Raw genomic sequence first — 20,671 nt, 5'->3', positions numbered from 1 at the left:
TGCCGATCCCGTCCGCCCGGCAAAGGCGGAGCCGCCGACCGCTGTGGGGAAGCGGTCGGCGGCCGTCGGGTGCGGCGTGCTGCGGTGTCAGGCGACGGTGCAGGTGGAGCCGTTCAGGGTGAAGGCGGTCGGGGACGGGTTGGCGGAGCCGTAGGTGGCCTGGAAGCCGAAGGCGGTGGAGGCGCCGGCGGCCAGCGAGCCGTTGTAGCCGAGGTCGGTGGCGGTGACCGCGGCGCCGGTCTGCGTCACCTTGGCGTTCCAGGCGCTGGTGACCTTCTGGTCGCCGGGGAAGGTCCACTTCAGCGTCCAGCCGCTGATCGCGGCGGTGCCGGTGTTCTTGACCGACACATCGGCCGTGAAGCCGCCCGTCCAGGAGTTGGCCCGGTAGGTGACCGCGCAGGAGGCCGTACCGGTCGGCGGCTGCGAGGTCGGGGGCTGCGAGGTGGGCGGCTGGGACGTCGGGGGCTGGCTGGTCGGCGGCTGCGACGTGGGCGGCTGGGACGTCGGCGGGGTGCTCGGGTCGGCCGCGTTCTGCGCCAGCTGGTAGGCGATGTCGGGCACGAAGGTGCCGGCGGCGGCCGCGCAGCCGTCGGCCTCGCCCGGCGGCTTCACCCACAGGAAGGCATCGATGGCGGCGTCGCCGGTGGCGGCCGTCGGGTAGTTGCCGATCTTCCGGCCGGAGGGGTCGCACCAGACTCCGCCCGCAGGCCCGTTGCCGTTGCGGCTGGTGTCGATCACGGCGTGCAGGTTGGCCGGGTTGCCGAGTGCGGAGAGCACGGACTTGGCGTAACCGACCTCGCCCGAGGTGGTGTTGAAGTTCGAGACGTTGGTGAAGAAGCCGTCCGCGTTGGCGATGCCGGCGCTGCGCAGCCGGTTGGCCTGCTCGGAGGCGCTGTTCCAGGTGGAGTGGCCGCCGTCGAGGTAGACCTTGGCGTTGGGCGCGGCCGCGTGGATGGCGGCACCGGCCCGGGAGAGCGAGGCGAAGCGGTCGGCCTGCTGCTGGGCGGAGAGGCAGGTGGTCAGGGCGATCGAGTCGGGCTCCAGGACGACCACCGAGCGCCCGCTGCCCAGTCCGGCCGCGAACTTGGTGACCCAGGCGTCGTACGCGGCCAGGTCGGGCGCGCCGCCGGCGGAGGCGCCGCCGCAGTCGCGGTTGGGGATCTCGTACACCACGAGCACCGGCACCTGGCCGGCCGAGGCGGCGGCGGAGGTGATCGCGCGGACGTCCGAGGTCACGGTGTCCGGCTTGTAGTTGGCGAACCAGATGCCCTGCGACTGACTGGCGATCCGCTTGGAGATCACCTGTGTCCGGGAGTCGCTGGGGTTGGCGGCGACCCACTTGGCGACCTGGGAGGCCGGGTCCTTCCAGAACTGGGTGTCCGCCGGGAGGCTGCCCTGCACGGCGGCGCCTGCTCCGGTCTGGGTGCCGGCCAGGACGGCGGCGGCGACGGCGCCTGCAGCCAGGGCCAGGGCGGCGGCCCGGCCGCGGCGGGCGGCGTGCCGTGGGCGGTCGTGAGTGGGGTGGCCGGGCACCGGAACGGCCCGTCGGACGTTGTGGGGGGTGCGCACTGTTGGTCCTCCGCGTGCTCTCGGGTGGGAGAGGATGGGACGGCCGCCGGGCGTGGGAGCGCTCCCGCTCGACCGCGGCCGATAGTAGCCGCGCGGGCGGTTGAGGGAAATCCCTTGTGCAGAAGGAAGTTTCGACGCTGTTCGACGGCTGCGACCAAGCCCCTGATGGGAGCGCTCCCGAAGCGAAGGGGAAGACTCCGGAATCGGCGGGCCCGGGCACCGGGCCCGCCGCGCGGCCGGTCAGTCCCTCGAGTTGCCGAACAGGAGGCGGTACGCGATCAGCAGCACCAGGGCGCCGCCGATCGCCGACACCCAGGTCGCCAGGTCGAAGAACTCCTTGGCCACCGGGCGGTGCAGCACCGTCGACGAGACCCAGCCGCCGACGAACGAGCCGGCTATGCCGATCAGTGTGGTCACGATGAGGCCGCCCGGGTCGCGCCCGGGCAGCAGGAACTTGGCGATGGCCCCGGCGATCAGGCCGAGGACGATCCAGCTGATGAAACCCATACCTGTCTCCTTGCCCTCCGGGGTCCAACGCCGAACCGCGGTGTTCCAAAGGACGCCCCCGGCAGCACCGCCGGTTCCCCGCCCGCACGCCGCCCTGACGGGCCGGCCCGGCCGAACCACCCGGCGCCCCACCGTGACCCGGCCCGCCGCGGTGTGGGAGAGTCGGCGGCCCCGGGGCCCGCCGGGCCCGACCCGAGGAGGCGCCGATGACCGCAGGCCCGCAGGCCGGCCGGGTGCTGGTGGTGGACGACGACGCGGCGATCCGGCGCTCCCTGCAGCGGGGCCTGCGACTGAGCGGCTTCACCGTGGCCGTCGCCGAGGACGGCGAGTCGGCCCTCCATCGGGCCTCCGCCGAACCCCCCGACGTGCTGGTCCTCGACGTGTCGATGCCCGGCCTCAGCGGCACCGACGTGTGCCGGACGCTGCGCGCCCGCGGCGACGACACCCCCGTGCTGATGCTCTCCGCGATGGACGAACTCGCCGACCGGGTCGCCGGACTGCAGGCCGGCGCGGACGACTACCTGGTGAAGCCCTTCGCCCTGGAGGAGCTGGTGCTGCGGCTGCACGCCCTGCTCCGCCGCCGGCCCGCACCGCCCTCCGACGTGCTGCGCGCCGGGCCGCTGACGGTCAGCCCCGCCACCCGCCAGGTGCACTGGGAGGGCGCCGAAGTCCACCTCACCCGGCGCGAGTTCGAGCTCCTCGCGCAGCTCGTCCGGAACACCGGCCTGGTGCTCACCCGGGACCAGCTCCTCGACCGGGTCTGGGGCTACGACTTCGACGTCCGCAGCGACGCCGTCGACACCTTCGTCAGCTACCTGCGCCGCAAGCTGGAGGACGGCGGTCGGCCGCGGCTGATCCACACCGTGCGCGGGGTCGGCTTCGTACTGCGCGCACCGGCCGACGGGGGCGCCCGGTGAAGCTCTCCACCCGGATCGCACTGTCGGTGACCGTACTGGTGCCGCTGCTGGTGCTGGCGGCCGGGCTGCTGCTGCTCGGCCTCGTCCACCGCGACCTGCTGCGCCAGCAGGACGACCTGCTGCGGGCCCGGGCGGCGGCCGTCCTGCCCAGCGCCCGGACCCTGCTGGCCGCGGACGCGCGCAACCGGCCGAAGGCCGAACAGAACCAGCAGCGCAAGGTCCTCGACGGCGCGCTGGACTCCGGTGTCCGGCTGGCCGGCGCCGACGGCGCGGTACGACTGGCGGTGGGCCCGCAGCCCGCCGAGTCGGTGCCGCTGCCGGCGGCCGGCGGCGGCCCGGCCACCGTCCGGGACGCCGGGCGGGCCTGGCGGGTGCTGGCCGTCCCGGTGAACGGCGCGAACCCGGGCACGCTGTGGCTGGTGGAACCGTCCACGGCGGTCGACCCGCAGGTGAAGGCCGTCCGCCGACGGGTGCTGCTGGTGGCCCTGCTGGCCGCCCCGGTCGCCGGGCTGCTGGCCTTCGGACTGGCCGGGCGGGCCACCGGCTCGCTGCGCCGGCTCAGCGGCAGGGCGGCCGCTCTCGACCCGCGCACCGGCGCCGGATCGCTGGAGCACCACCGCAGCGGCGTCACCGAGGTCGACGAACTCGCCGCGGCCCTCTCGCTGCTGCTCGCCCGCTACGACGAGCAGGCCGTCCGCACCGCCCAGGCGCTGGACACCGCGCGGTCGTTCTCCTCGGCCGCCTCGCACGAACTGCGCACCCCGCTGACCGCCATGCGCACCAACCTCGACGTGCTGGCCGCCCACCCCGGCCTGGACGCCGCCGAACGGGCCGAGATCGTCTCCGAACTGGCCGCCGACCACGCCCGGTTGGAGGACGTGCTGAGCGCCCTGCGGTCCCTCGCCGTCGGCGACCTGGTGGAGCTCTCCGCCTTCGCCGCCCTCGACCTGGGCGACCTGGTGGAGGCGGCCGCCGCGGAGGCCGTCCGGCGCCACCCGGAGGCCGCCATCGAGGTCGAAGCCGCCTCCGGGGTCAGGGTGTTCGGCTGGGAGGCCGGGCTGCGCATCCTGCTGGCCAACCTCCTCGGCAATGCCGCGGTGCACGGCCGGACGGGCGGCGGACCGGCCCGGATCGCCGTCCGGCTGCGGGCCGGGCGCAGCGGTTCGGCGGTGCTCACCGTGGACGACTCCGGGCCGGGCGTGCCGCCGGCCGAGCGGACGGCGGTCTTCCAGCGCTTCCACCGCCGCCCGGGCAGCCCGGGCTCCGGCCTGGGGCTGACCCTGGTGGCACAGCAGGTTGCGCTGCACCGCGGCACGGTGACCGTCGCCGAGGGCCCGGGCGACGCCGGCAGCCGCTTCGAGGTGCGGCTGCCGCTGCTGCGCCCGGAGGCGCCCACCCTGGTGCTGCCGGCCCGCCGCGACTGGATCAACGGCTGACCCGGACGGCGCTGCGGGGCACCAGGGTGTCCCCGGACACGGGGGCTCCTGCGGTCACAGGGTTTCCACAAGAAGGCGTCCTACGCTCGCCGGCGTCCGATCCCACAGGTATCCGGAGGAGAGACCGCCATGCCCCTGAACCGCAAGGCCGCCGCGCTCGGCGCCCTCGCCCTGGCAGGCTCCGTGCTTGCGGGCGCCGCCCCCGCGCAGGCCGCCGCCACGCCGAAGGGCGACGGCGCCAAGGTGATCTGCAAGCGCCTGCCGGCCACCCAGGCCCGTATCGACAAAGCGCTGAAGCGGCTGAACGGCGACGCCACGGTCGCCGGCTCCGTGGCACGGCTGGAGAAGCGTGTGGCCGAGGCCAAGGCCGCCGGCCACACGGAGGTGTACACGTTCCTCAACGACCGTCTGGACTTCCGCAAGACCCTGGTGCCGACCCTGGTGCTGCGGCAGAACGACCTGAAGGCGGTCGCCGACTGGTGCGCCAAGCAGCCGTCGTCCTCGGCGGGGTCGAAGTGAGCCGCCGGGCCGGTGCCGCCGTCGCGGCGCTCGCCGCGGCCGCCGCCCTGCTGCTGACGGGCTGCGGGCCGCACGGGGAGGGCGCCGGCAAGGCCGCGCAGTCCCAGCAGGACGACGGCACGCAGCAGATGCAGCAGAAGCTGGACGCCGCGGAGAGTGCCGCCGCCCAGGCCGACACGGATGCCGCACAGAACAACTGACTGACCGTCATCGCAACGGCCCGTCCCGGACGATCCCGGGGCGGGCCGCTCCCGTGTGCCCGCCGAACGGGGCACCCCTGCCTCCCGCCTGCCGGACGCGGCTTGACGCGGCCCGCTCGCGTCGTGAACGATCGGCGCATGAAGCCCGGCACCTCCCTGGTCTGCCGCCTGCACGTCGATCTGCGACGCCAGGCGAGCGACATGTGTGCCTGCTGACGGTTCCGTTCCGCCCCGTGCCGTTCTCCGGGGCGGGTGCCTGATCCGTTCGGCACCCGCCGGGACCGTCCGCTCCTGAAGCCCCTCCCCCTTCGGCCTGTGCACCGCTGTGCCCGCGTGCGCCGGCCGCCCCTCCGGTCATCCGAGGACGTGCCATGAGCCTGGACTTCGCCGTACCCGCAGCCGTATCCACAACCGCAACCGCCGGCGATCCCGCCGGCGGGGTGTCCCGCCCGCTGTCGCCGAACGCCCTGCGGGCGATCGTCCGCGATCTCGCCGAGCAGCCCGACCGGTGGATCCACCGGGTGCGGCTCGCCACCGGGGAGCGCTGGTACGAGCGCCTGGAGAGCGCCGAGGACCACGAGGTCTGGCTGATCAGCTGGCTGCCCGGGCAGTCCACCGGGTTCCACGACCACGGCGGTTCGCGCGGTGCGTTCGCCGTGGCCCTGGGCGAGCTGGAGGAGCTGTCGCTGGGCGGCCCGCAGGACGGGCTGCTGATCCGCCGGGTGGCCTCGGGGACGGTCCGGGCGTTCGGCGCGGAGTACCTGCACGACGTCCGCAACACCTCGTCCGGGCCGGCCGTGACGATCCATGCGTACTCGCCGCCGCTGAGCGGGATGACGCGCTACGAACTGCGGGCCGGCGGCCTGGTCCGCACCACCGAGGAAGGACCGGAGCAGTGGTGACGACGATCGAGGACCTGGTGGCCCGCTCCCGCGCCGGAGTGCACCGGCCCGGCCCGGCGGAGGCATACGCGGCGGTGGCCGAGGGGGCGCTGCTGGTGGACATCCGGCCGGCGGCGCAGCGGGCCCGCGAGGGCGGTATCCCCGGTGCGCTGGTGATCGAACGGAACGTGCTCGAGTGGCGGCTCGATCCGGCGGGCAGCCACCGCATCCCGGAGGCCTCGGACCACGGGGTGCACTGGATCGTGGTCTGCTCCGAGGGGTACGCCTCCAGCCTGGCGGCCGCGAGCCTGCGCGAACTCGGACTGCACCGGGCGACCGACCTGGACGGCGGCTTCGTCGCCTGGGCCGCCGCCGGCCTGCCCACCCTTTCGGTCGACGGGGGTTTGACCTGACGTTTCTCCGGGGACCCGATCAGGTGTTCGCTTGTCACATACGCATCACCCGTTTCCACCTCACTATTCGTCAGGCTGCAGAGAACCACACGTGATCACATTCGAGGGCGCCGGCAAGCGCCATCCGGACGGCACCGTGGCCGTCGAGGGCCTGGACCTCGACGTCCCGGCCGGCCGAATAACCGTTCTGGTCGGCCCGTCCGGCTGCGGCAAGACCACCATCCTGCGGATGGTCAACCGGATGGTCGAGCCGACCGCCGGCCGGGTACTGCTGGACGGTGCCGACGTGGCCGGGCTGAACGCCGCCCGGCTGCGCCGCGGCATCGGCTACGTCATCCAGCAGGCCGGGCTGTTCCCGCACCGCCGGGTGCTGGACAACATCGCCACCGTGCCCCGGCTGCTCGGCTGGGACCGCAGGAAGGCCCGGGCCCGGGCCGCCGAGCTCCTGGAGCTGGTGGGCCTGCCCCCGGAGACCGCCCGCCGCTACCCCTTCCAGCTCTCCGGCGGCCAGCAGCAGCGGGTCGGCGTCGCGCGGGCGCTCGCCGCCGACCCGCCGGTGCTGCTGATGGACGAGCCGTTCAGCGCGGTCGACCCGGTCGTCCGGGCCGGGCTGCAGGAGGAACTGCTCAGGCTGCAGTCCGAGTTGAACAAGACCGTGCTCTTCGTGACGCACGACATCGAGGAGGCCGTCCGGCTCGGCGACCGGGTGGTGGTGCTCCGCGAGCACGGCCGGATCGCCCAGCACGCGGACCCGCACACCCTGCTGACCGCCCCCGCGGACGACGGCGTGGCCGCCTTCCTCGGCCGGGACCGCGGCCTGCGCGGCCTCGGTCTGCGCCCGGCCGCCGACGTGGCCCTGCTGCCCGCAGGCGGCGAGCAGCACGGCTGGCGGCTCGCCCTGGACGGCCACGGCCGGCCGGAGGCCTGGGTGCGCGGGGGCGAACGGCTTCCCGCCCCGGTGTTCGCCCCCGCCGCCGACAGCCTGCGCGCCGCACTGGACGCCGCCGTGCTCTCCCCCGCCGGCGCCGCCGTCGCGGTGGACGCCGCCGGCCGGGCCACCGGCCTGGCCACCCGGGCCGCCGTCCTCGCCGCCCTCGGCCCCGGCAGCGCGGAGCCGTCCGGTGGACGATGAACCGCTCGTCCGATGGCACTGGATCGGCGACCACCTCTCCTACCTGCGCGACCTGACGCTGGACCACGCGGTGATCTCGCTCGTCCCGGTGCTGATCGCGCTGGCCGCCGCCGTCCCGCTCGGCCTCGCCTGCGCCCGGCTGCCCAGGCTCTACCAGCCGCTCGCCGCGGTCTTCAACGTGGTCTACGCGCTGCCCGCGCTCGCCGTCTTCGTGGTGCTCATCCCGTACACCGGGCTGGCCACCCGGGCCACCGTCATGGTGCCGCTGACCTGCTACGCCCTGGCCGTCCTGCTGCCGGCCACGGTGGACGGGCTGCGGGCCGTGCCGGAGGACGTCCGGCAGGCGGCCACCGCACTCGGCTACGGGCCGTGGCGCCGGCTGGCCGCGGTCGAACTCCCCGCCGCCGTGCCGTACCTGGTGGCCGGCGTCCGGGTGGCCGCGGTGTCCTCCATCTCGCTGGCCGCGGTCGGTGCCCTGGTCGGCCGCGGCGGCCTCGGATACCTCTTCGTCGACGGCTTCCAGCGGACCTTCCCGACCCCGATCGTCGCCGGGATCGCCCTCGTCGCCCTGCTCGCGCTCGCCACCGACCTGCTGCTGGTGCTCACCCGCAGGCTGCTCGCCCCCTGGGCCGCCGGAGGTGCCCGGTGAACTGGCTCGGCTGGCTCCAGACCTTCTTCACCGCCCCCGCCCGGCAGAGCGGCCCGGACGCGATCGGCCACCGGATCGCCGAACACCTGGTGTTCTGCGGGGAGGCCCTGCTGTGGGCCGCGGTGCTCGCCGTCCCGCTGGGGCTGCTGATCGGGTACACCGGCCGCGGGGCCTTCGTGGTCACCGCGCTCACCGGCACCGCCCGCGCCCTGCCCACCCTCGGCCTGGTGACGCTGGCCGTGCTGCTCGCCGGGGTCGGCGACACCGCCGTGCTCGTCCCGCTGGTGGCACTGGCCGCGCCGCCGCTGCTGGTGGCCGCCGCCGAGGGCGTCCGCGGCACCGACCCGACCGTCCGCGACGCCGCGCTCGGCATCGGCCTGACCCACCGCCAGGTGCTGTGGCAGGTCTGCCTGCCCGCCGCCCTCCCCACCCTGCTCGCCGGGCTGCGCACCGCCGCCGTGCAGACCATCGCCACCGCCACCGTCGCCGCCTACGTGGGCCTCGGCGGCCTCGGCCGGTACGTGGTCGACGGGCTGGCCACCCGCGACTACCCGGCCACCGTCGGCGGCGCCCTGCTGGTCGTCCTGCTGGCCGTCGCCGCGCAGCTGCTCTTCGCCCCGCTGATCCACCGCTCGCTCCCGCCGGGGGCGCGCACCCGCCGTACCGTCCGACCGAAGGAAGCCTCATGACGACCCGCCTGGTCCGAACCCTCGCCGCAGCCGCCCTCGTGCTGGGTGCGGCGGCCTGCTCCTCCTCCGGCGGCGACCCGCTCGCCGCGGACGGCGGCGCTTCGAAGCCCGCCGGCTCGAAGACCGTGGTCGTCGGCTCCGCCAACTTCCCGGAGAACGTGCTGCTCGCCTCGATCTACTCGCAGGCCCTCAAGGCCAAGGGCGTCAAGGTCGAGGAGAAGTTCAACATCGGCAGCCGCGAGGTGCTGTACGGGCAGCTGAAGAGCGGCAGCCTGACCGTGCTGCCCGAGTACAACGGCGCCCTGCTCGGCTACCTCGACCCCAAGAGCACCGCCGCCGGCACCGAGGCCGTCGACGCCGAGCTGCAGCAGAAGCTGCCCGCCGAACTCGCCCTGCTGGACCCGGCCGCCGCCGAGGACAAGGACTCGCTGACGGTCAGCAAGGAGACCGCCGAGCGGCTGAAGCTCACCTCCGTCGCGGACCTGGCCGGCAAGGCCGGCGAGCTGGTGATCGGCGGACCGCCGGAGTTCAAGTCCCGCCGCGAGCAGCAGTTCAAGGACGTGTACGGGCTGGCCTTCAAGGAGTGGAAGCCGACCGGCGACACCACCGCCAACGCGCTCAAGGACGGCACCGTGCAGATCGGCAACGTCTTCACCACCGACCCGCGGATCGTCCAGCTCGGGCTCGTCCCGCTCGCCGACCCGAAGAACGTGTTCAGCGTGCAGAACGTCGTCCCGCTGGTGAACAAGGCCGGGGTGGACGCCACCGCCACGGCCGCCCTCAACGCCGTCTCCGCCAAGCTGGACACCGCCGGGCTCACCGCCCTGATGAAGCGCGTGGCCGTCGACAAGGAGGACCCGTCCGCCGTGGCCAAGGACTGGCTGAAGTCCAACGGCCTGGGCTGACGACCCGCACCACCGCCGCAGGAAATCCCGGTGACCGGCGCCCGGGCGGACGATCATGATGATCGGCATGACCGACGACACCGTGACCGTCCGCCCGGAGATCCTCGATCACTACAACCGCGGCGCCGAGCAGGGCCGGCTGCAACGCGCCCACAACCGGCTGGAGTTCTGGCGCACCCAGGACGTGCTGCGCCGCCTGCTCGGACCGGCCCCGCAGCGGGTGCTGGACGTCGGCGGCGGCGCCGGCGTGCACGCCGAGTGGCTCGCCGCCGACGGCCACCGGGTCGACCTCGTCGACCCGGTACCGCTGCACGTCGAGCAGGCCTCCGCGCTGCCCGGTGTCCGGGCCGCCCTGGGCGACGCCCGCGCGCTCGAGGCCGCCGACGGCTCGTACGACACCGTGCTGCTGCTCGGGCCGCTCTACCACCTCACCGAGCCGGCCGACCGGCTGCGGGCGCTCGCCGAGGCACGGCGGGTGTGCCGGCCCGGCGGCCTGGTGGTCGCCGCCACCATCAACCGGTTCGCCGGCCTGCACGACCAGCTGCGGGTGGAACGCTACTTCGAGCCGGGCCCGCGCGCCGCGACCGACGCCTGCGCGGCCACCGGCCTGCTCGCCTCCACCCCGGACAACCCGCTGTTCACCACCGCCTGGTTCCACCACCCGACCGACGTCCTCGACGAGTTCGCCGCCGCCGGCCTGGCGGGCGCGCGGCAGTACGGGCTGGAGGGCGCCGTCTGGCTGATGGGCGGGGTCAACGACTGGCTGGACGACCCGGAGCGCCGCGCCACCGTGCTCGCCGCGCTGCGCACCACCGAGTCGGAGCCCTCGCTGCTCGGCGTCAGCGGCCACCTGCTGACCGCCGCAGCCGTCCCGAGCTGACGGGTTGCACCGGTAGGACCGTCAGCTCATAGGATCGCGCGCATGACTGACGGGCGGGGCACGGTGCAGGGGTGGGGCGGGCCGGCGGGTGCGGGCGAGCCGGACTGGGCGGCCATGGCCGACCAGCACGAACAGGAGGTCAAGCGCCGCAGGCAGCTGCAGATCATCGGCGGCGTGGTCGCCGCCACCCTGGTGGTCGGCGGGATCACGGCCACCGCGGTCGGGCTCACCGGCAACTCCGACAAGGGCGGTGCACCGGCCGTCGCAGCCTCCGGCACCCCGTCCGCCGGCGGCCCCGCGGCAGAACCGGTGGAGGTCCTGACGAGCAGCTCCGCCGTGCCCTCCCCGTCGCCGTCCGTTTCGGCCTCCGCCTCTGCCGGCGCCTCCGCCCGGCCGAGCGGCAGCGCCGGTGGCCGCACCTCGGCAAGCGCCTCCGCCCCGGCCGACCCGCTGACGCTCATCTCCTCGGCCGCCACCGACACCGCCCCGCTCGACCCGGCCAAGCTCTTCCCCGCGACCGCCACCGTCGACGGCCGCACCTGGACCAGGCTGGCCACCGCCGTCACCGACCCCTGCTGGAAGGCCACCACCGGCGGCCTCGGCGACGTCCTCGCCGCCCACGGCTGCCGCAGCATCCTCCGCGCCACCTACACCTCCGGCAGCAGCGCGGTGACCGTCGGCATCGCCGTCCACGACAGCAAGGCCGACGCCGACGCCGTGGCCGGCTCCCACCGCGGCCAGGTGCAGGGCCTCGTCCCGGCCGGCAGCACCTCGTACTGCACCAGCGCAGGCTGCGCCAACACCCATGCAGCAGTGGGCCGGTACGGCATCTACACGGTGGCCGGCACGGTGAAGCCCGGCGGCAACGCCCAGGACGCGGTGGCGACCGCCGCCCAGCCCGACTTCGCAGCCCGCACCCGCACCACCCTCCTGGCCCGCGGCCGTCACTGACACCCCGGGCCGATTCAGGGCCAGGGCAGACCCATAGGGCAAACCCACAGGGGCGCTGGGGGCACCTACTGCGGTTCGCGCTGGTCCCAGGGCCGGCAGAGCAGCACGAACGCCCCCAGCGACAGCACCGCACAGACCAGCACCACGCTGCCCAGCAGCACCGCGGAGGGCTGTCCGCCGACACTGCTCAGCGGGGCCACCACGGCCCCGCAGAGGAAGCTGCCGAGGCCCAGCATCGCCGAGGCGGAGCCGGCCGCGTGCGGGGCCATGGTGAGGGCCTGCGCGGCCGAGTTGGGGCCGACCATGCCCATCGAGGCCATCAGCAGGCACATCGCCGGGCAGACTGCGGCCAGCCCGAGGTCCCACACCCCGGCGAAGAGGGTCAGGGCGAGGCCGGCCGTGACGGCGGCGAGCAGTCCGAGCAGCATCAGCGAGGTCGGCCGCAGCCGGGTGACCAGTACCCGGCCGTTGAGCTGGGTGGAGGCCATCAGGGCGATCGAGTTCACGGCGAACAGCAGGCTGTAGGTCTGCGGCGAGACCCGGTAGACCTCCTGCAGGACGGTGGAGGAGCCGCTGACGTAGGCGAAGAGGGCGCCGAAGGCGAAGGTGCTGGTGAGGACGTAGCCGAGGAAGCGGCGCTCGCGCAGCAGGCCGCCGATGGCACGCAGCGTGGTGGCGAGGCCGCCGCGGTGGCGCCGTTCCGGGGGCAGCGACTCGCGCAGGACGGCGGCCGCGAGCAGGGTGAGCACGGCGCCGAGGCCGGCGAGCACGGCGAAGGTGCCGCGCCAGTCGGTGACGTGCAGCAGTTGGGCGCCGAGGACGGGTGCGACGATCGGGGCGAGGCCGGAGATCATCGCCAGCGAGGCCATGAAGCGGATCATCGCGACGCCCTCGTACCGGTCGCGGGCGATCGCGCGGGCGATCACCAGGCCGGCCGCCCCGGCCGCGCCCTGGACGAAGCGGGCGGCCACCAGCACCGGCACGCTGGGGGCGAGCGCGCAGATCAGGGTGGCCAGCGCGTACACCGCCATGCCGGCGAGCAGCGGGCGGCGGCGGCCGTGCCGGTCGCTCAGCGGACCGAACACCAGCTGGCCCGCCGCCATGCCGAACATCGATCCGGTGAGCGTGAGTTGGACGGCCGGCGCGGTGGAGTGCAGGTCCGCGGTGAGGGCGGGCAGGGCCGGCAGGTAGAGGTCGGTGGTGAAGGGCCCGAGCGCGACCAGGCCGCCCAGCGCGGCGACGGTGGCCCGGCCGGGCGGCGCGGCGGCGGTTGCGGTGCCGGCGGCAGCGGTGGTGGACCGCTCGCCGCCGGCGTCGACGCTCGGGCCTGCCATGGAGCTCCTCGGGGTCGTCGGACGCGATCGGCCGCGGGTGCCGGGACTCGTACCGTAACCCGCGGTGCAGGGCTCAGGCTCGGGCACCGTCCGGCCGGTCGGCGGCACCGAAGGTGCGGACCACCTCGATGGTGCCGACGATGTGACGGTTGAACTCCTCCAGCTCCTCGGCGGGCACCCAGAGTTCGAGGATGGTCTCGCCGCCGGCCTGCCGGACGGGGAAGCGCTCCAGGTAGGCCGTGTCGACCTCGAACCGGGTGACGTAGCCGGCGCCCGAGGCGGGCACGTTCCAGTCCCGTGCGATGCGGATCGCGTAGTCCTCGTTGAGCACGGGGTAGAAGATCGGCTGCTCGGGCAGCCGGGGCGGCCAGGCACGCCATCCCGAGGCCTCGACGAGCGCGAGCTCCTTGGGCCCGGTGGGGCGCCAGAGAGTGGTGGTCGTTCGCATGGCGCACCACCCTAGGCGGGACGGCTCGGCGGCGGCGACGCCTTTTCGGCCGTCCGGAGCGGGCTGCCCCGGGCGGGAACGGCGGACGGCCGGTGCCGGGGTGCCCCGCGGCACCGGCCGTCCGGTTCGACGTACGTCCTCGCGACTACGCCCGCGAGCGGCGGCGGGTCGCCAGCAGCGCGGCGCCGCCGAGGACGACGGCCGCACCGCCGGCCGCGGCGAGGCCGCCGAGCGGCGCCTCGGTGCCGGTCGACGCGAGCCGGTCGGTGGTCGAGCCGGTGCCGCCCGCGGTGGTGCCGTTCCCGGTGCCGGAGACGGGGGTGACGGTGGTGCCGCCGGTGCCGGTCTGCGTCCCGCCGGTGCCGCCCTGGCCGGCCGCGGCCTTGTCCTTGGCCTCGGCCTCGGCCAGGCCCTTGGTCAGGAACTCGATGAGCGCCTCGTGGGTGCCGGCCGCCAGTGCGGCGAGGGCGGCCTTCTTCACCTCGGGGCCGCCGGACTCGGCCAGCTGGGAGACCTTGAGCCGGTCGTCGGCGTACCGGATCGAGGGCAGCTTGGCGAGGAACTCCTCGATGTCCGCGTCGCTGCCGTTCAGCGCCTTGAGGGCGGCCTCGCGGAGGATCCGGCCGATGCCCTTCTCCTCGGCGATCTGCGACACCTTGACCCGGTTGTCCGAGGCCCGCAGCTTGGGCAGGTCCACGGTGAGGAAGTGCTCGATCTCGGCGTCGGTGCCGTTGAACGCCTTCTGGGCACCCTCACGGACGCGCTTCCCGGTGTTCGGGTCGGAGATCAGCTGGACGAGCTTGACCCGGTTGTCCTGCGCCCGCAGCCGGGGGTAGTCCACGGTGAGGAAGTACTCGACGTCGGCGTTGGTGCCGTCCAGAGCCTTGCCCGCAGCCTCGCGCACGCCCCGCCCGGTGTTCGGGTCGGCCATGATCTGCGACACCTTGACCCGGTTGTCGTCCGCCCGCACCTTGGGCAGCTCGACCGTGAGGAAGTGCTCGATCTCGGCGTCGGTGCCGTTGAACGCCTTCTGGGCGGCCTCGCGGACACCGGGTCCGCTGTTCGGGTCGGAGATCAGCTGGACGAGCTTGACCCGGTTGTCCTGCGCCCGCAGCCGGGGGTAGTCCACGGTGAGGAAGTGCCGGCGGTCCTCCGGGGTGCCGGCGAGCGCCTTGGTGACGGCTTCGCGGACACCGCGGCCGGTGTTCGGGTCGGCCAGGATCCGCTGGATCTCGGCGCGGTCGGCCGCGTCCTGCTTGTCCGCCTCGTCGGCAGCCGGAGCCGCGTCCGGCTGGGACTGGCCGGCCGGCAGGCCCTCGGCCATCGCCGGCGCGGCGCCGAATGCGGCGGGCGCGGACACCGCGGCCACGAAAACGGCAGCGGCCAGCGAACGACGGATGCTCACGAATACCCCCGGGGAGACGGTCTGACGTCGTGCCATCACTGTGGATCTTCACACGGTGGGGCGCGGGTGATCGTACAACAATCACCCCGGACGTTGGCGAACTGATTCTTCACAACGGACCGGGCGGACCCGCGGCGCGGTGGCACCCTTTTCCGCCTTCAACTTCCCTTAAGGCACGCCCTCTTGATGTGCACACGGTCGCCTGCTTTGCTGGGCGCCCGCGGTTAGGAAACTTTCCTGACGATCTGCGGCACCCCGCCACGAACGGAGGACCATGCCCTCGCACGCCCTGAAGCGCGGCCACGCCCGCCCCCTGCTCGCGCTCGCCACCGCCGCCGCCCTGACCGCCGGGGCGTTCGCCCTGGCGCCGGCGGGCCAAGCGGCCGCCGCCGATCCGGTCGGCCTCAACGCCCCGTACGAGTACCTGGGTTGGGGCAGCCCGCAGAAGCCGACCGACGTCATGGCGGCCACCGGGGTCAAGCAGTTCACGCTGGCCTTCATGCTCAGCGACGGCGGCTGCAACCCCAAGTGGGACGGCACCCGCCCGCTCACCGGCGGCAGCGACCAGAGCGCGATCAACGCGATCCGGGCGGCCGGCGGCGACGTGGTGGTCTCGTTCGGCGGCTGGAGCGGCGCCAAGCTCGGCGAGAAGTGCAGCTCGGCGAGCGCCCTGGCCGCCGCGTACCAGAAGGTGATCGACGCCTACAAGCTGAAGGCGATCGACGTGGACATAGAGAACACCGAGGTCGCCAGTGCCGCCGTCCGGCAGCGGGTGGTCTCGGCGCTGAAGACCGTCGAGAGCAGGAACCCGGGCATCCGCACCTACCTGACCTTCGGCACCACGCCGACCGGGCCGGACGCCAACGGCCTGGACCTGATCAAGCGCGGCGCCGCGAGCGGGCTGGCCCTGGACGGCTGGACGATCATGCCGTTCGACTTCGGCGGCCACAGCGGCTCGATGGGCAGCGTCTCCACCAAGGCCGCCGACGGCCTGCAGAAGGCGGTGGCGTCCGCGTACGGCTACGACGGCGCGACCGCGTACCGGCACATCGGCATCTCCTCGATGAACGGGAAGACCGACGAGGCCGGCGAGACCGTCTCCACCGGCGACTTCACCACCATGCTGAACTACGCCAAGGCGCACCACCTGGCACGGTTCACCTTCTGGGCCGTCAACCGGGACCGCCCCTGCCCGTCCGGCACCCCGGCGGGCGACTCGTGCAGCGGGATCGGCCAGTCCGCCTACGCCTTCACGAAGATCGTCGCCGGCTACCACGGCTGAGCCGGGCCGGCCGCGCGGCGGCTCAGCGCGGTGCGATCAGGGCCGCCTCGGCGAAGTTGTCCCAGTGGGCGGCCGCGCCGAGCGGGATGCAGGCCCAGTCCTTCATCGGCCGGCCGCCCACCGGGTCGAAGATGTGGGCGCCCGGCAGCCGCAGCGCCTCGGCGAGGGCGGGCGTGTCGCGGCCCAGCCGGCAGACCAGCTCGCTCTCGTGCAGGCCGGCGAAGGCCTTGCCCGCGGAGTCCTTGAGGCAGGGCATGCCGAACATCTTCGCCTGCACGGCACCGCGCGGAGCGAGCTCGTCGGCGATCTCCGCGTACCGCGCGGCCGGGTCCGGTCGGTCCGTCATGGCGCCATGGTGGCACCGGGCCCGGTGCCCGGACACGCGCCACGCGGACCGGCCCGGGCCCGGCGGGGCCTTGAGGTCGACACCCCCACCATGTAAGGATTGGGGTCCGTGAGAACCCCTGTACACGCGCTTCCCGCTTCCCCGCTCCGCGTCGCCGTCGCACAGGCCCCCGTCGCCCCGCTGGACGTCGCCGCGAACACCGCCACCGCCGCCGAACTGGTCCGCCGGGCCGCCGCACGGGGCGCCCGGCTGCTGCTGCTCTCCGAGCTGTTCCTGACCGGCTACGAGACCGCCGGGATCGCCGCCGCCCCGGACGCCCTCACCCTCGCCCCCGACGACCCCCGGCTCGCCCCGCTGGCCGCCGCCTGCGCCGAGACCGGCACCGCGGTGGTGGTCGGCGCCCCGGTGCGCGACGAAGCGACCGGCGCGCTGCACATCGCGGCCCTCGCCCTGGACGGCACGGGCCGCCTCGCCGCCGTCTACCGCAAGCAGTTCGCCACCCCCAACGAGCGGGCCGCCGGCTTCTCCGCCGGCGACGGCGGCTGCACCCTGGAGCTGGACGGCTGGCGGCTCGGCCTCGGCGTCTGCTGGGACTCCGGCTTCCCCGAGCACGCCCGCGCCGCCGCCCTGGACGGCGCGCACGCCTACCTGGTCGGCGCACTCTTCGGCCACGGCCCCGGCGCCCACCAGCGCCGCACGGTCTTCCCCGCCCGGGCGCTCGACAACACCCTGTACGTGCTGCTGGCCAACCACGTCGGCCGCTCCGGCCCGTACACCGGCTGCGGCGGCAGCGCCGTCTGGGGCCCGGACGGACGCCTGCTCGCGGAGGCCCCCGAGGACGCGCCCGAACTGCTGACCGTGCTGCTCGACCCGCAGGAGCTGGCCCGCGCCCGCACGGAGGACCCGGTCCTCGTCCAGCCCGGCCTCACCGCCGCCCCGACCCGCACCACCGCCACCCTGGCCTGAAGGGTCACCCCAGCGCCCCCGAGTGGTCACCCCCGTGCCCCTGAATGGCCGATCCGGGCGTCCCGGCGCGGAATTCCGCGGGCCGCGGCGCGTTGTGCTGTGCAGGAGGTGTCCCACCATGGGTGACGAGGAGCAGTTCCGCATCGAGCACGACTCGATGGGCGAGGTCCGGGTGCCGGCCGAGGCCAAGTGGCAGGCGCAGACGCAGCGGGCGGTGCAGAACTTCCCGGTGTCCGGCCAGCGGCTGGAGCGGGCGCACATCGCGGCGCTGGCCCGGATCAAGGCGGCCGCGGCGAAGGTCAATGCGGAGCTGGGGGTGCTGGACGGCGACGTCGCGGAGGCCGTCCGGCAGGCCGCCGAAGAGGTGGCGGAGGGCCGCTGGGACGACCAGTTCCCGGTGGACGTCTTCCAGACCGGCTCCGGCACCTCGTCCAACATGAACACCAACGAGGTGATCGCCACCCTGGCCTCGGAGCGGCTCGGCCGGCCGGTGCACCCCAACGACCACGTGAACGCCAGCCAGTCCTCCAACGACGTGTTCCCCTCGTCGATCCACATCGCGGCGACCGCCGCCGTGACCGGCGAGCTGGTGCCGGCGCTGGAGCACCTGGCGGCCGCGCTGGAGGGGAAGGCCGAGCAGTTCGCCGAGGTGGTCAAGTCCGGGCGTACGCACCTGATGGACGCCACCCCGGTCACCCTCGGCCAGGAGTTCGGCGGGTATGCGGCGCAGGTGCGGTACGGCGTGGAGCGGCTGCGCGCCGCGCTCCCCCGGGTGGCCGAACTCCCGCTCGGCGGCACCGCGGTGGGCACCGGCATCAACACCCCGAAGGGGTTCTCCGCCGCGGTGATCGCCGAGGTCGCCCGGGCCACCGGGCTGCCGCTGACGGAGGCCCGCGACCACTTCGAGGCCCAGGGCGCCAGGGACGGACTGGTCGAGCTGAGCGGCCAGTTGCGCACGGTCGCGGTCGGCTTCACGAAGATCGCCAACGACCTGCGGTGGATGGGCTCCGGCCCGCGGACCGGCCTCGGCGAGCTCAACCTGCCGGACCTGCAGCCGGGTTCGTCGATCATGCCGGGCAAGGTGAACCCGGTGATCCCCGAGGTGGTCCTGATGGTGGCGGCCCAGGTGGTGGGCAACGACACCACCGTCACGGTGGCGGGCGCGAGCGGCAACTTCGAGCTGAACGTGATGCTGCCGGTGATCGCCCGGAACGTCCTGGAGTCGGTCCGGCTGCTGGCGGCCGCGGCCCGGCTGCTGGCCGACCGCACGGTGGACGGGCTGACCGCCAACGTCGAACGGGCCCGGGAGTACGCGGAGTCCTCGCCCTCCGTGGTCACCCCGCTGAACCGCTGGATCGGCTACGAGGAGGCGGCGAAGGTGGCCAAGCAGTCGCTGGCCGAGCGCAAGACGATCCGCCAGGTGGTGCTGGAGCGCGGCTACGTGGAGCGCGGGCTGCTGACGGAGGAACAGCTGGACGAGGCGCTGGACGTGCTGCGGATGACCCGGCCCTGAGCCGGACGCCGGCCGGCGGAACGGCCGACGGGTGCGGACCGCGCGGTCCGCACCCGTCGGGGGTTGTCCGTGTCGGTCTCCGTCATCCGCGGCTCCTGCCCATCCTCGAGGACATGCCGGTCAGCGCCATGGCGATGGCCACGCCCGCCAGGCAGGTCATCACACCGCCGGTCACGACGTTGGTCCAGATCGTCCGGTAGAAGGCCTGGTCCCCGACGGTCGCCCACGGGGCGACGATCGTCCAGACGCCGATCGCCAGCCCGGCGTAGGCGCGCGCGTGGGTACGCTCGAAGGCGGTGGCGTAGCCGCCCATCAGGAAGGCGAAGACGAGGCCGCAGATCAGGTTGCTCAGGGTCACGCCCTGGATGCCACCCGCGGCGGGGAAGAGGGCGAAGCCGACCACCCAGGGAGAGATCGCCAGGAAGAGTCCGGCGACGATGCAGAGCGCCTCCACGCCCTGCGCGAGCATCGTCGATGTGACGCGCTCGTAGTGTTCACGCATTGCAAGGATGTCCGGATGGCGCTCCATACCCGGAAGCTGGGTCGACACCGGGAACCACCTCCAAGGTCCGTGACAAGGCAGGCGACTGCCCTTTACCCGCTGTGTCCCTTATCTAACCTTTACGCTCGATTATCACCCTTTTGTCATCATCCGGCAGGTCGCTCGACCCTCAGCCCGGCATCGACCTGCAGGAACGCCGCCACCGCCGCGGCCTCCTCCGCGAGCCCCTCCCGAACCGCCCCGGGCAGCGGCTCGAAGGGCTTCACCACCAGCTCGTCCTTCTCCCTGCGCCAGGAGCCGAGCACCCGCCCGTCGGCCACCAGCGCCGGCCGGACGATCCCGCCGCCCGTATTGATCCGCCGGGCGAACTCCGGCCGCAGCACGGCGTCCCGGTCCCGGTAGCCGAGCACGTAGTTGTCGAACGCGCCGAGCAGCCGAACCACGGGCGGCCCGGCCGGCAGCTCCTCCGCACCGGCGGCGGCGAACAGTCCCGGCCCCGCCTCCACCGCCCCGGACGCCGCCACGGCCTCCCTGGCCGCCCGCACCGGCAGGCCCGACCAGGCCGCGAAGTCGGCGGGCCCGGCCGGGCCGAAGGCCGCCAGGTAGCGGGCGGCGAGCTCAGCGGCCGGGTCGGCCGGGGCCGGTCCGCCCGCGGGCAGCGGCACGTGGCCCGGCTGCCGCGGGGCCACGTCGGCGCCCCGGCAGAGCACCCCTTGCGCCGCGGCGAAGCCGATCAGATGGGCCGGGGCCTGGCCCTCCGGGTCGATCCCGAGGCCCTGTTCGTTGAGCAGGCGGACCAGCTCGGCCCGGCTGCGCGGCACGTCCAGCAAGCCGGGCAGCAGCTCCAGCGCGCGTTCGCAGACCTCCTCGGTCAGGCCGAGTTCGCGCCGCCGCCGGGCGGCGGCGGCCAGGTTCCGCTCGGCGAACAGGCCGAGCAGCCAGCGCGCGTCCGCGGCCGGCACCAGGTGCAGGGTGCCGCGCATCAGTGCCAGCACCACCGTCTCCCCCGCGGCGAGCGCCCGCCCCGGCTCGCCCGGGTCCACCACCCCGCGCACCCGCAGCGCCAGCCGGGCCGCCCCGGCGTCCTGGGCCTGCACTCCCCCCGACTCCCGGGCCACCGCAACGGCCCGCCCGGCCGGCCGCCCGAACTGCGCCTGCATCCGCCGCCGCAGCAGCTCCTCCTCGTCCATCCGGCCATTCTCCCGCCGGGCCTCGGGGCAGCGCGGG

At 74.5% G+C, this 20,671-nt stretch carries 23 protein-coding genes; 15 read left to right on the top strand and 8 right to left on the bottom strand.

Annotated features, from left to right (window positions below; genetic code table 11):
* Positions 1 to 87: 87 nt before the first annotated feature.
* On the bottom strand, positions 88 to 1,569 hold the full coding sequence (locus ACQ614_RS28170; RefSeq protein ID WP_431681589.1) for a glycoside hydrolase family 6 protein: 1,482 nt from the start codon (positions 1,567 to 1,569) through the stop codon (positions 88 to 90).
* A gap of 240 nt (positions 1,570 to 1,809) precedes the next feature.
* A complete protein-coding gene (locus ACQ614_RS28165) occupies positions 1,810 to 2,076 on the bottom strand; it encodes a GlsB/YeaQ/YmgE family stress response membrane protein (RefSeq protein ID WP_431681588.1) in 267 nt (88 codons plus the stop codon).
* Between the two features lie 206 nt (positions 2,077 to 2,282).
* Between ACQ614_RS28165 and ACQ614_RS28160 the strand changes: the two genes are divergently transcribed.
* The 12 genes from ACQ614_RS28160 (at position 2,283) to ACQ614_RS28105 (ending at position 11,648) form a co-directional block, all read left to right on the top strand.
* Positions 2,283 to 2,993, top strand: coding sequence for a response regulator transcription factor (locus ACQ614_RS28160; RefSeq protein WP_431681586.1), 711 nt, complete (start codon positions 2,283 to 2,285; stop codon positions 2,991 to 2,993).
* Positions 2,990 to 4,429: a sensor histidine kinase gene (locus tag ACQ614_RS28155; RefSeq protein WP_431681585.1), complete on the top strand. Its 1,440-nt coding sequence runs from the start codon at positions 2,990 to 2,992 to the stop codon at positions 4,427 to 4,429. Before ACQ614_RS28160 ends, ACQ614_RS28155 begins: the two co-directional genes overlap by 4 nt.
* Positions 4,430 to 4,558: 129 nt before the next feature.
* On the top strand, positions 4,559 to 4,948 hold the full coding sequence (locus ACQ614_RS28150; protein WP_431681584.1) for a hypothetical protein: 390 nt from the start codon (positions 4,559 to 4,561) through the stop codon (positions 4,946 to 4,948).
* Positions 4,909 to 5,148, top strand: coding sequence for a hypothetical protein (locus ACQ614_RS28145; protein ID WP_431681583.1), 240 nt, complete (start codon positions 4,909 to 4,911; stop codon positions 5,146 to 5,148). Before ACQ614_RS28150 ends, ACQ614_RS28145 begins: the two co-directional genes overlap by 40 nt.
* Positions 5,149 to 5,519: 371 nt before the next feature.
* Positions 5,520 to 6,050, top strand: a complete 531-nt coding sequence (locus tag ACQ614_RS28140; protein ID WP_431681582.1) for a cysteine dioxygenase — start codon at positions 5,520 to 5,522, stop codon at positions 6,048 to 6,050.
* Positions 6,047 to 6,442, top strand: a complete 396-nt coding sequence (locus ACQ614_RS28135; protein WP_431681580.1) for a rhodanese-like domain-containing protein — start codon at positions 6,047 to 6,049, stop codon at positions 6,440 to 6,442. The genes ACQ614_RS28140 and ACQ614_RS28135 overlap by 4 nt, the downstream gene beginning before the upstream one ends.
* Positions 6,443 to 6,533: 91 nt before the next feature.
* Positions 6,534 to 7,574, top strand: coding sequence for an ABC transporter ATP-binding protein (locus tag ACQ614_RS28130; RefSeq protein WP_431681579.1), 1,041 nt, complete (start codon positions 6,534 to 6,536; stop codon positions 7,572 to 7,574).
* On the top strand, positions 7,564 to 8,223 hold the full coding sequence (locus ACQ614_RS28125; RefSeq protein WP_431681578.1) for an ABC transporter permease: 660 nt from the start codon (positions 7,564 to 7,566) through the stop codon (positions 8,221 to 8,223). The genes ACQ614_RS28130 and ACQ614_RS28125 overlap by 11 nt, the downstream gene beginning before the upstream one ends.
* Positions 8,220 to 8,912, top strand: coding sequence for an ABC transporter permease (locus ACQ614_RS28120; protein ID WP_431681576.1), 693 nt, complete (start codon positions 8,220 to 8,222; stop codon positions 8,910 to 8,912). The genes ACQ614_RS28125 and ACQ614_RS28120 overlap by 4 nt, the downstream gene beginning before the upstream one ends.
* Positions 8,909 to 9,817: an ABC transporter substrate-binding protein gene (locus tag ACQ614_RS28115; RefSeq protein ID WP_431681575.1), complete on the top strand. Its 909-nt coding sequence runs from the start codon at positions 8,909 to 8,911 to the stop codon at positions 9,815 to 9,817. Before ACQ614_RS28120 ends, ACQ614_RS28115 begins: the two co-directional genes overlap by 4 nt.
* Positions 9,818 to 9,884: 67 nt before the next feature.
* Positions 9,885 to 10,697: a class I SAM-dependent methyltransferase gene (locus ACQ614_RS28110; protein ID WP_431681573.1), complete on the top strand. Its 813-nt coding sequence runs from the start codon at positions 9,885 to 9,887 to the stop codon at positions 10,695 to 10,697.
* 42 nt (positions 10,698 to 10,739) lie between these two features.
* Entirely contained in the window at positions 10,740 to 11,648 is a 909-nt protein-coding gene (locus ACQ614_RS28105) for a hypothetical protein (protein WP_431681571.1), read from the top strand.
* A 65-nt stretch (positions 11,649 to 11,713) separates the two neighbouring features.
* Here the strand turns inward: ACQ614_RS28105 and ACQ614_RS28100 are convergent, their stop codons facing one another.
* The 3 genes from ACQ614_RS28100 to ACQ614_RS28090 form a co-directional block, all read right to left on the bottom strand.
* Entirely contained in the window at positions 11,714 to 12,982 is a 1,269-nt protein-coding gene (locus tag ACQ614_RS28100) for a multidrug effflux MFS transporter (RefSeq protein WP_431681570.1), read from the bottom strand.
* 73 nt (positions 12,983 to 13,055) lie between these two features.
* A complete protein-coding gene (locus ACQ614_RS28095) occupies positions 13,056 to 13,430 on the bottom strand; it encodes an ADP-ribosylation/crystallin J1 (protein WP_431681569.1) in 375 nt (124 codons plus the stop codon).
* Positions 13,431 to 13,575: 145 nt separating this feature from the next.
* On the bottom strand, positions 13,576 to 14,835 hold the full coding sequence (locus ACQ614_RS28090) for an ALF repeat-containing protein (protein WP_431681568.1): 1,260 nt from the start codon (positions 14,833 to 14,835) through the stop codon (positions 13,576 to 13,578).
* Positions 14,836 to 15,109: 274 nt separating this feature from the next.
* On the opposite strand from ACQ614_RS28090, the gene ACQ614_RS28085 reads away from it, so the two are divergent.
* Positions 15,110 to 16,117 carry a chitinase gene (locus tag ACQ614_RS28085; RefSeq protein WP_431681567.1) on the top strand — a complete coding sequence of 336 codons (1,008 nt, stop codon included), beginning with the start codon at positions 15,110 to 15,112 and terminating at the stop codon, positions 16,115 to 16,117.
* 22 nt (positions 16,118 to 16,139) lie between these two features.
* Here the strand turns inward: ACQ614_RS28085 and ACQ614_RS28080 are convergent, their stop codons facing one another.
* Positions 16,140 to 16,463 (bottom strand): hypothetical protein, encoded by a 324-nt coding sequence (locus ACQ614_RS28080; RefSeq protein ID WP_431681566.1) that lies wholly within the window; start codon positions 16,461 to 16,463, stop codon positions 16,140 to 16,142.
* Positions 16,464 to 16,571: 108 nt separating this feature from the next.
* Here ACQ614_RS28080 and ACQ614_RS28075 point away from each other — a divergent pair, with 108 nt between their 5' ends.
* Entirely contained in the window at positions 16,572 to 17,429 is an 858-nt protein-coding gene (locus ACQ614_RS28075; RefSeq protein ID WP_431681565.1) for a carbon-nitrogen hydrolase family protein, read from the top strand.
* Positions 17,430 to 17,547: 118 nt separating this feature from the next.
* On the top strand, positions 17,548 to 18,942 hold the full coding sequence (locus ACQ614_RS28070; RefSeq protein ID WP_431681563.1) for a class II fumarate hydratase: 1,395 nt from the start codon (positions 17,548 to 17,550) through the stop codon (positions 18,940 to 18,942).
* An 82-nt stretch (positions 18,943 to 19,024) separates the two neighbouring features.
* On the opposite strand, the gene ACQ614_RS28065 is transcribed toward ACQ614_RS28070, so the two are convergent.
* Positions 19,025 to 19,492, bottom strand: a complete 468-nt coding sequence (locus tag ACQ614_RS28065) for an SPW repeat protein (RefSeq protein ID WP_431681562.1) — start codon at positions 19,490 to 19,492, stop codon at positions 19,025 to 19,027.
* Between the two features lie 98 nt (positions 19,493 to 19,590).
* The gene (locus tag ACQ614_RS28060) at positions 19,591 to 20,634 is read right to left on the bottom strand and encodes a winged helix DNA-binding domain-containing protein (RefSeq protein WP_431681561.1); all 1,044 of its coding nucleotides are present in this window, start codon (positions 20,632 to 20,634) and stop codon (positions 19,591 to 19,593) included.
* Positions 20,635 to 20,671 lie beyond the last annotated feature (37 nt).

Source organism: Kitasatospora dryopteridis, from assembly GCF_050749075.1.
Lineage (GTDB): Bacteria > Actinomycetota > Actinomycetes > Streptomycetales > Streptomycetaceae > Kitasatospora.
Note: the sequence above shows the minus strand (reverse complement) of the source record. Positions and strands in the feature narration are given on the sequence as shown.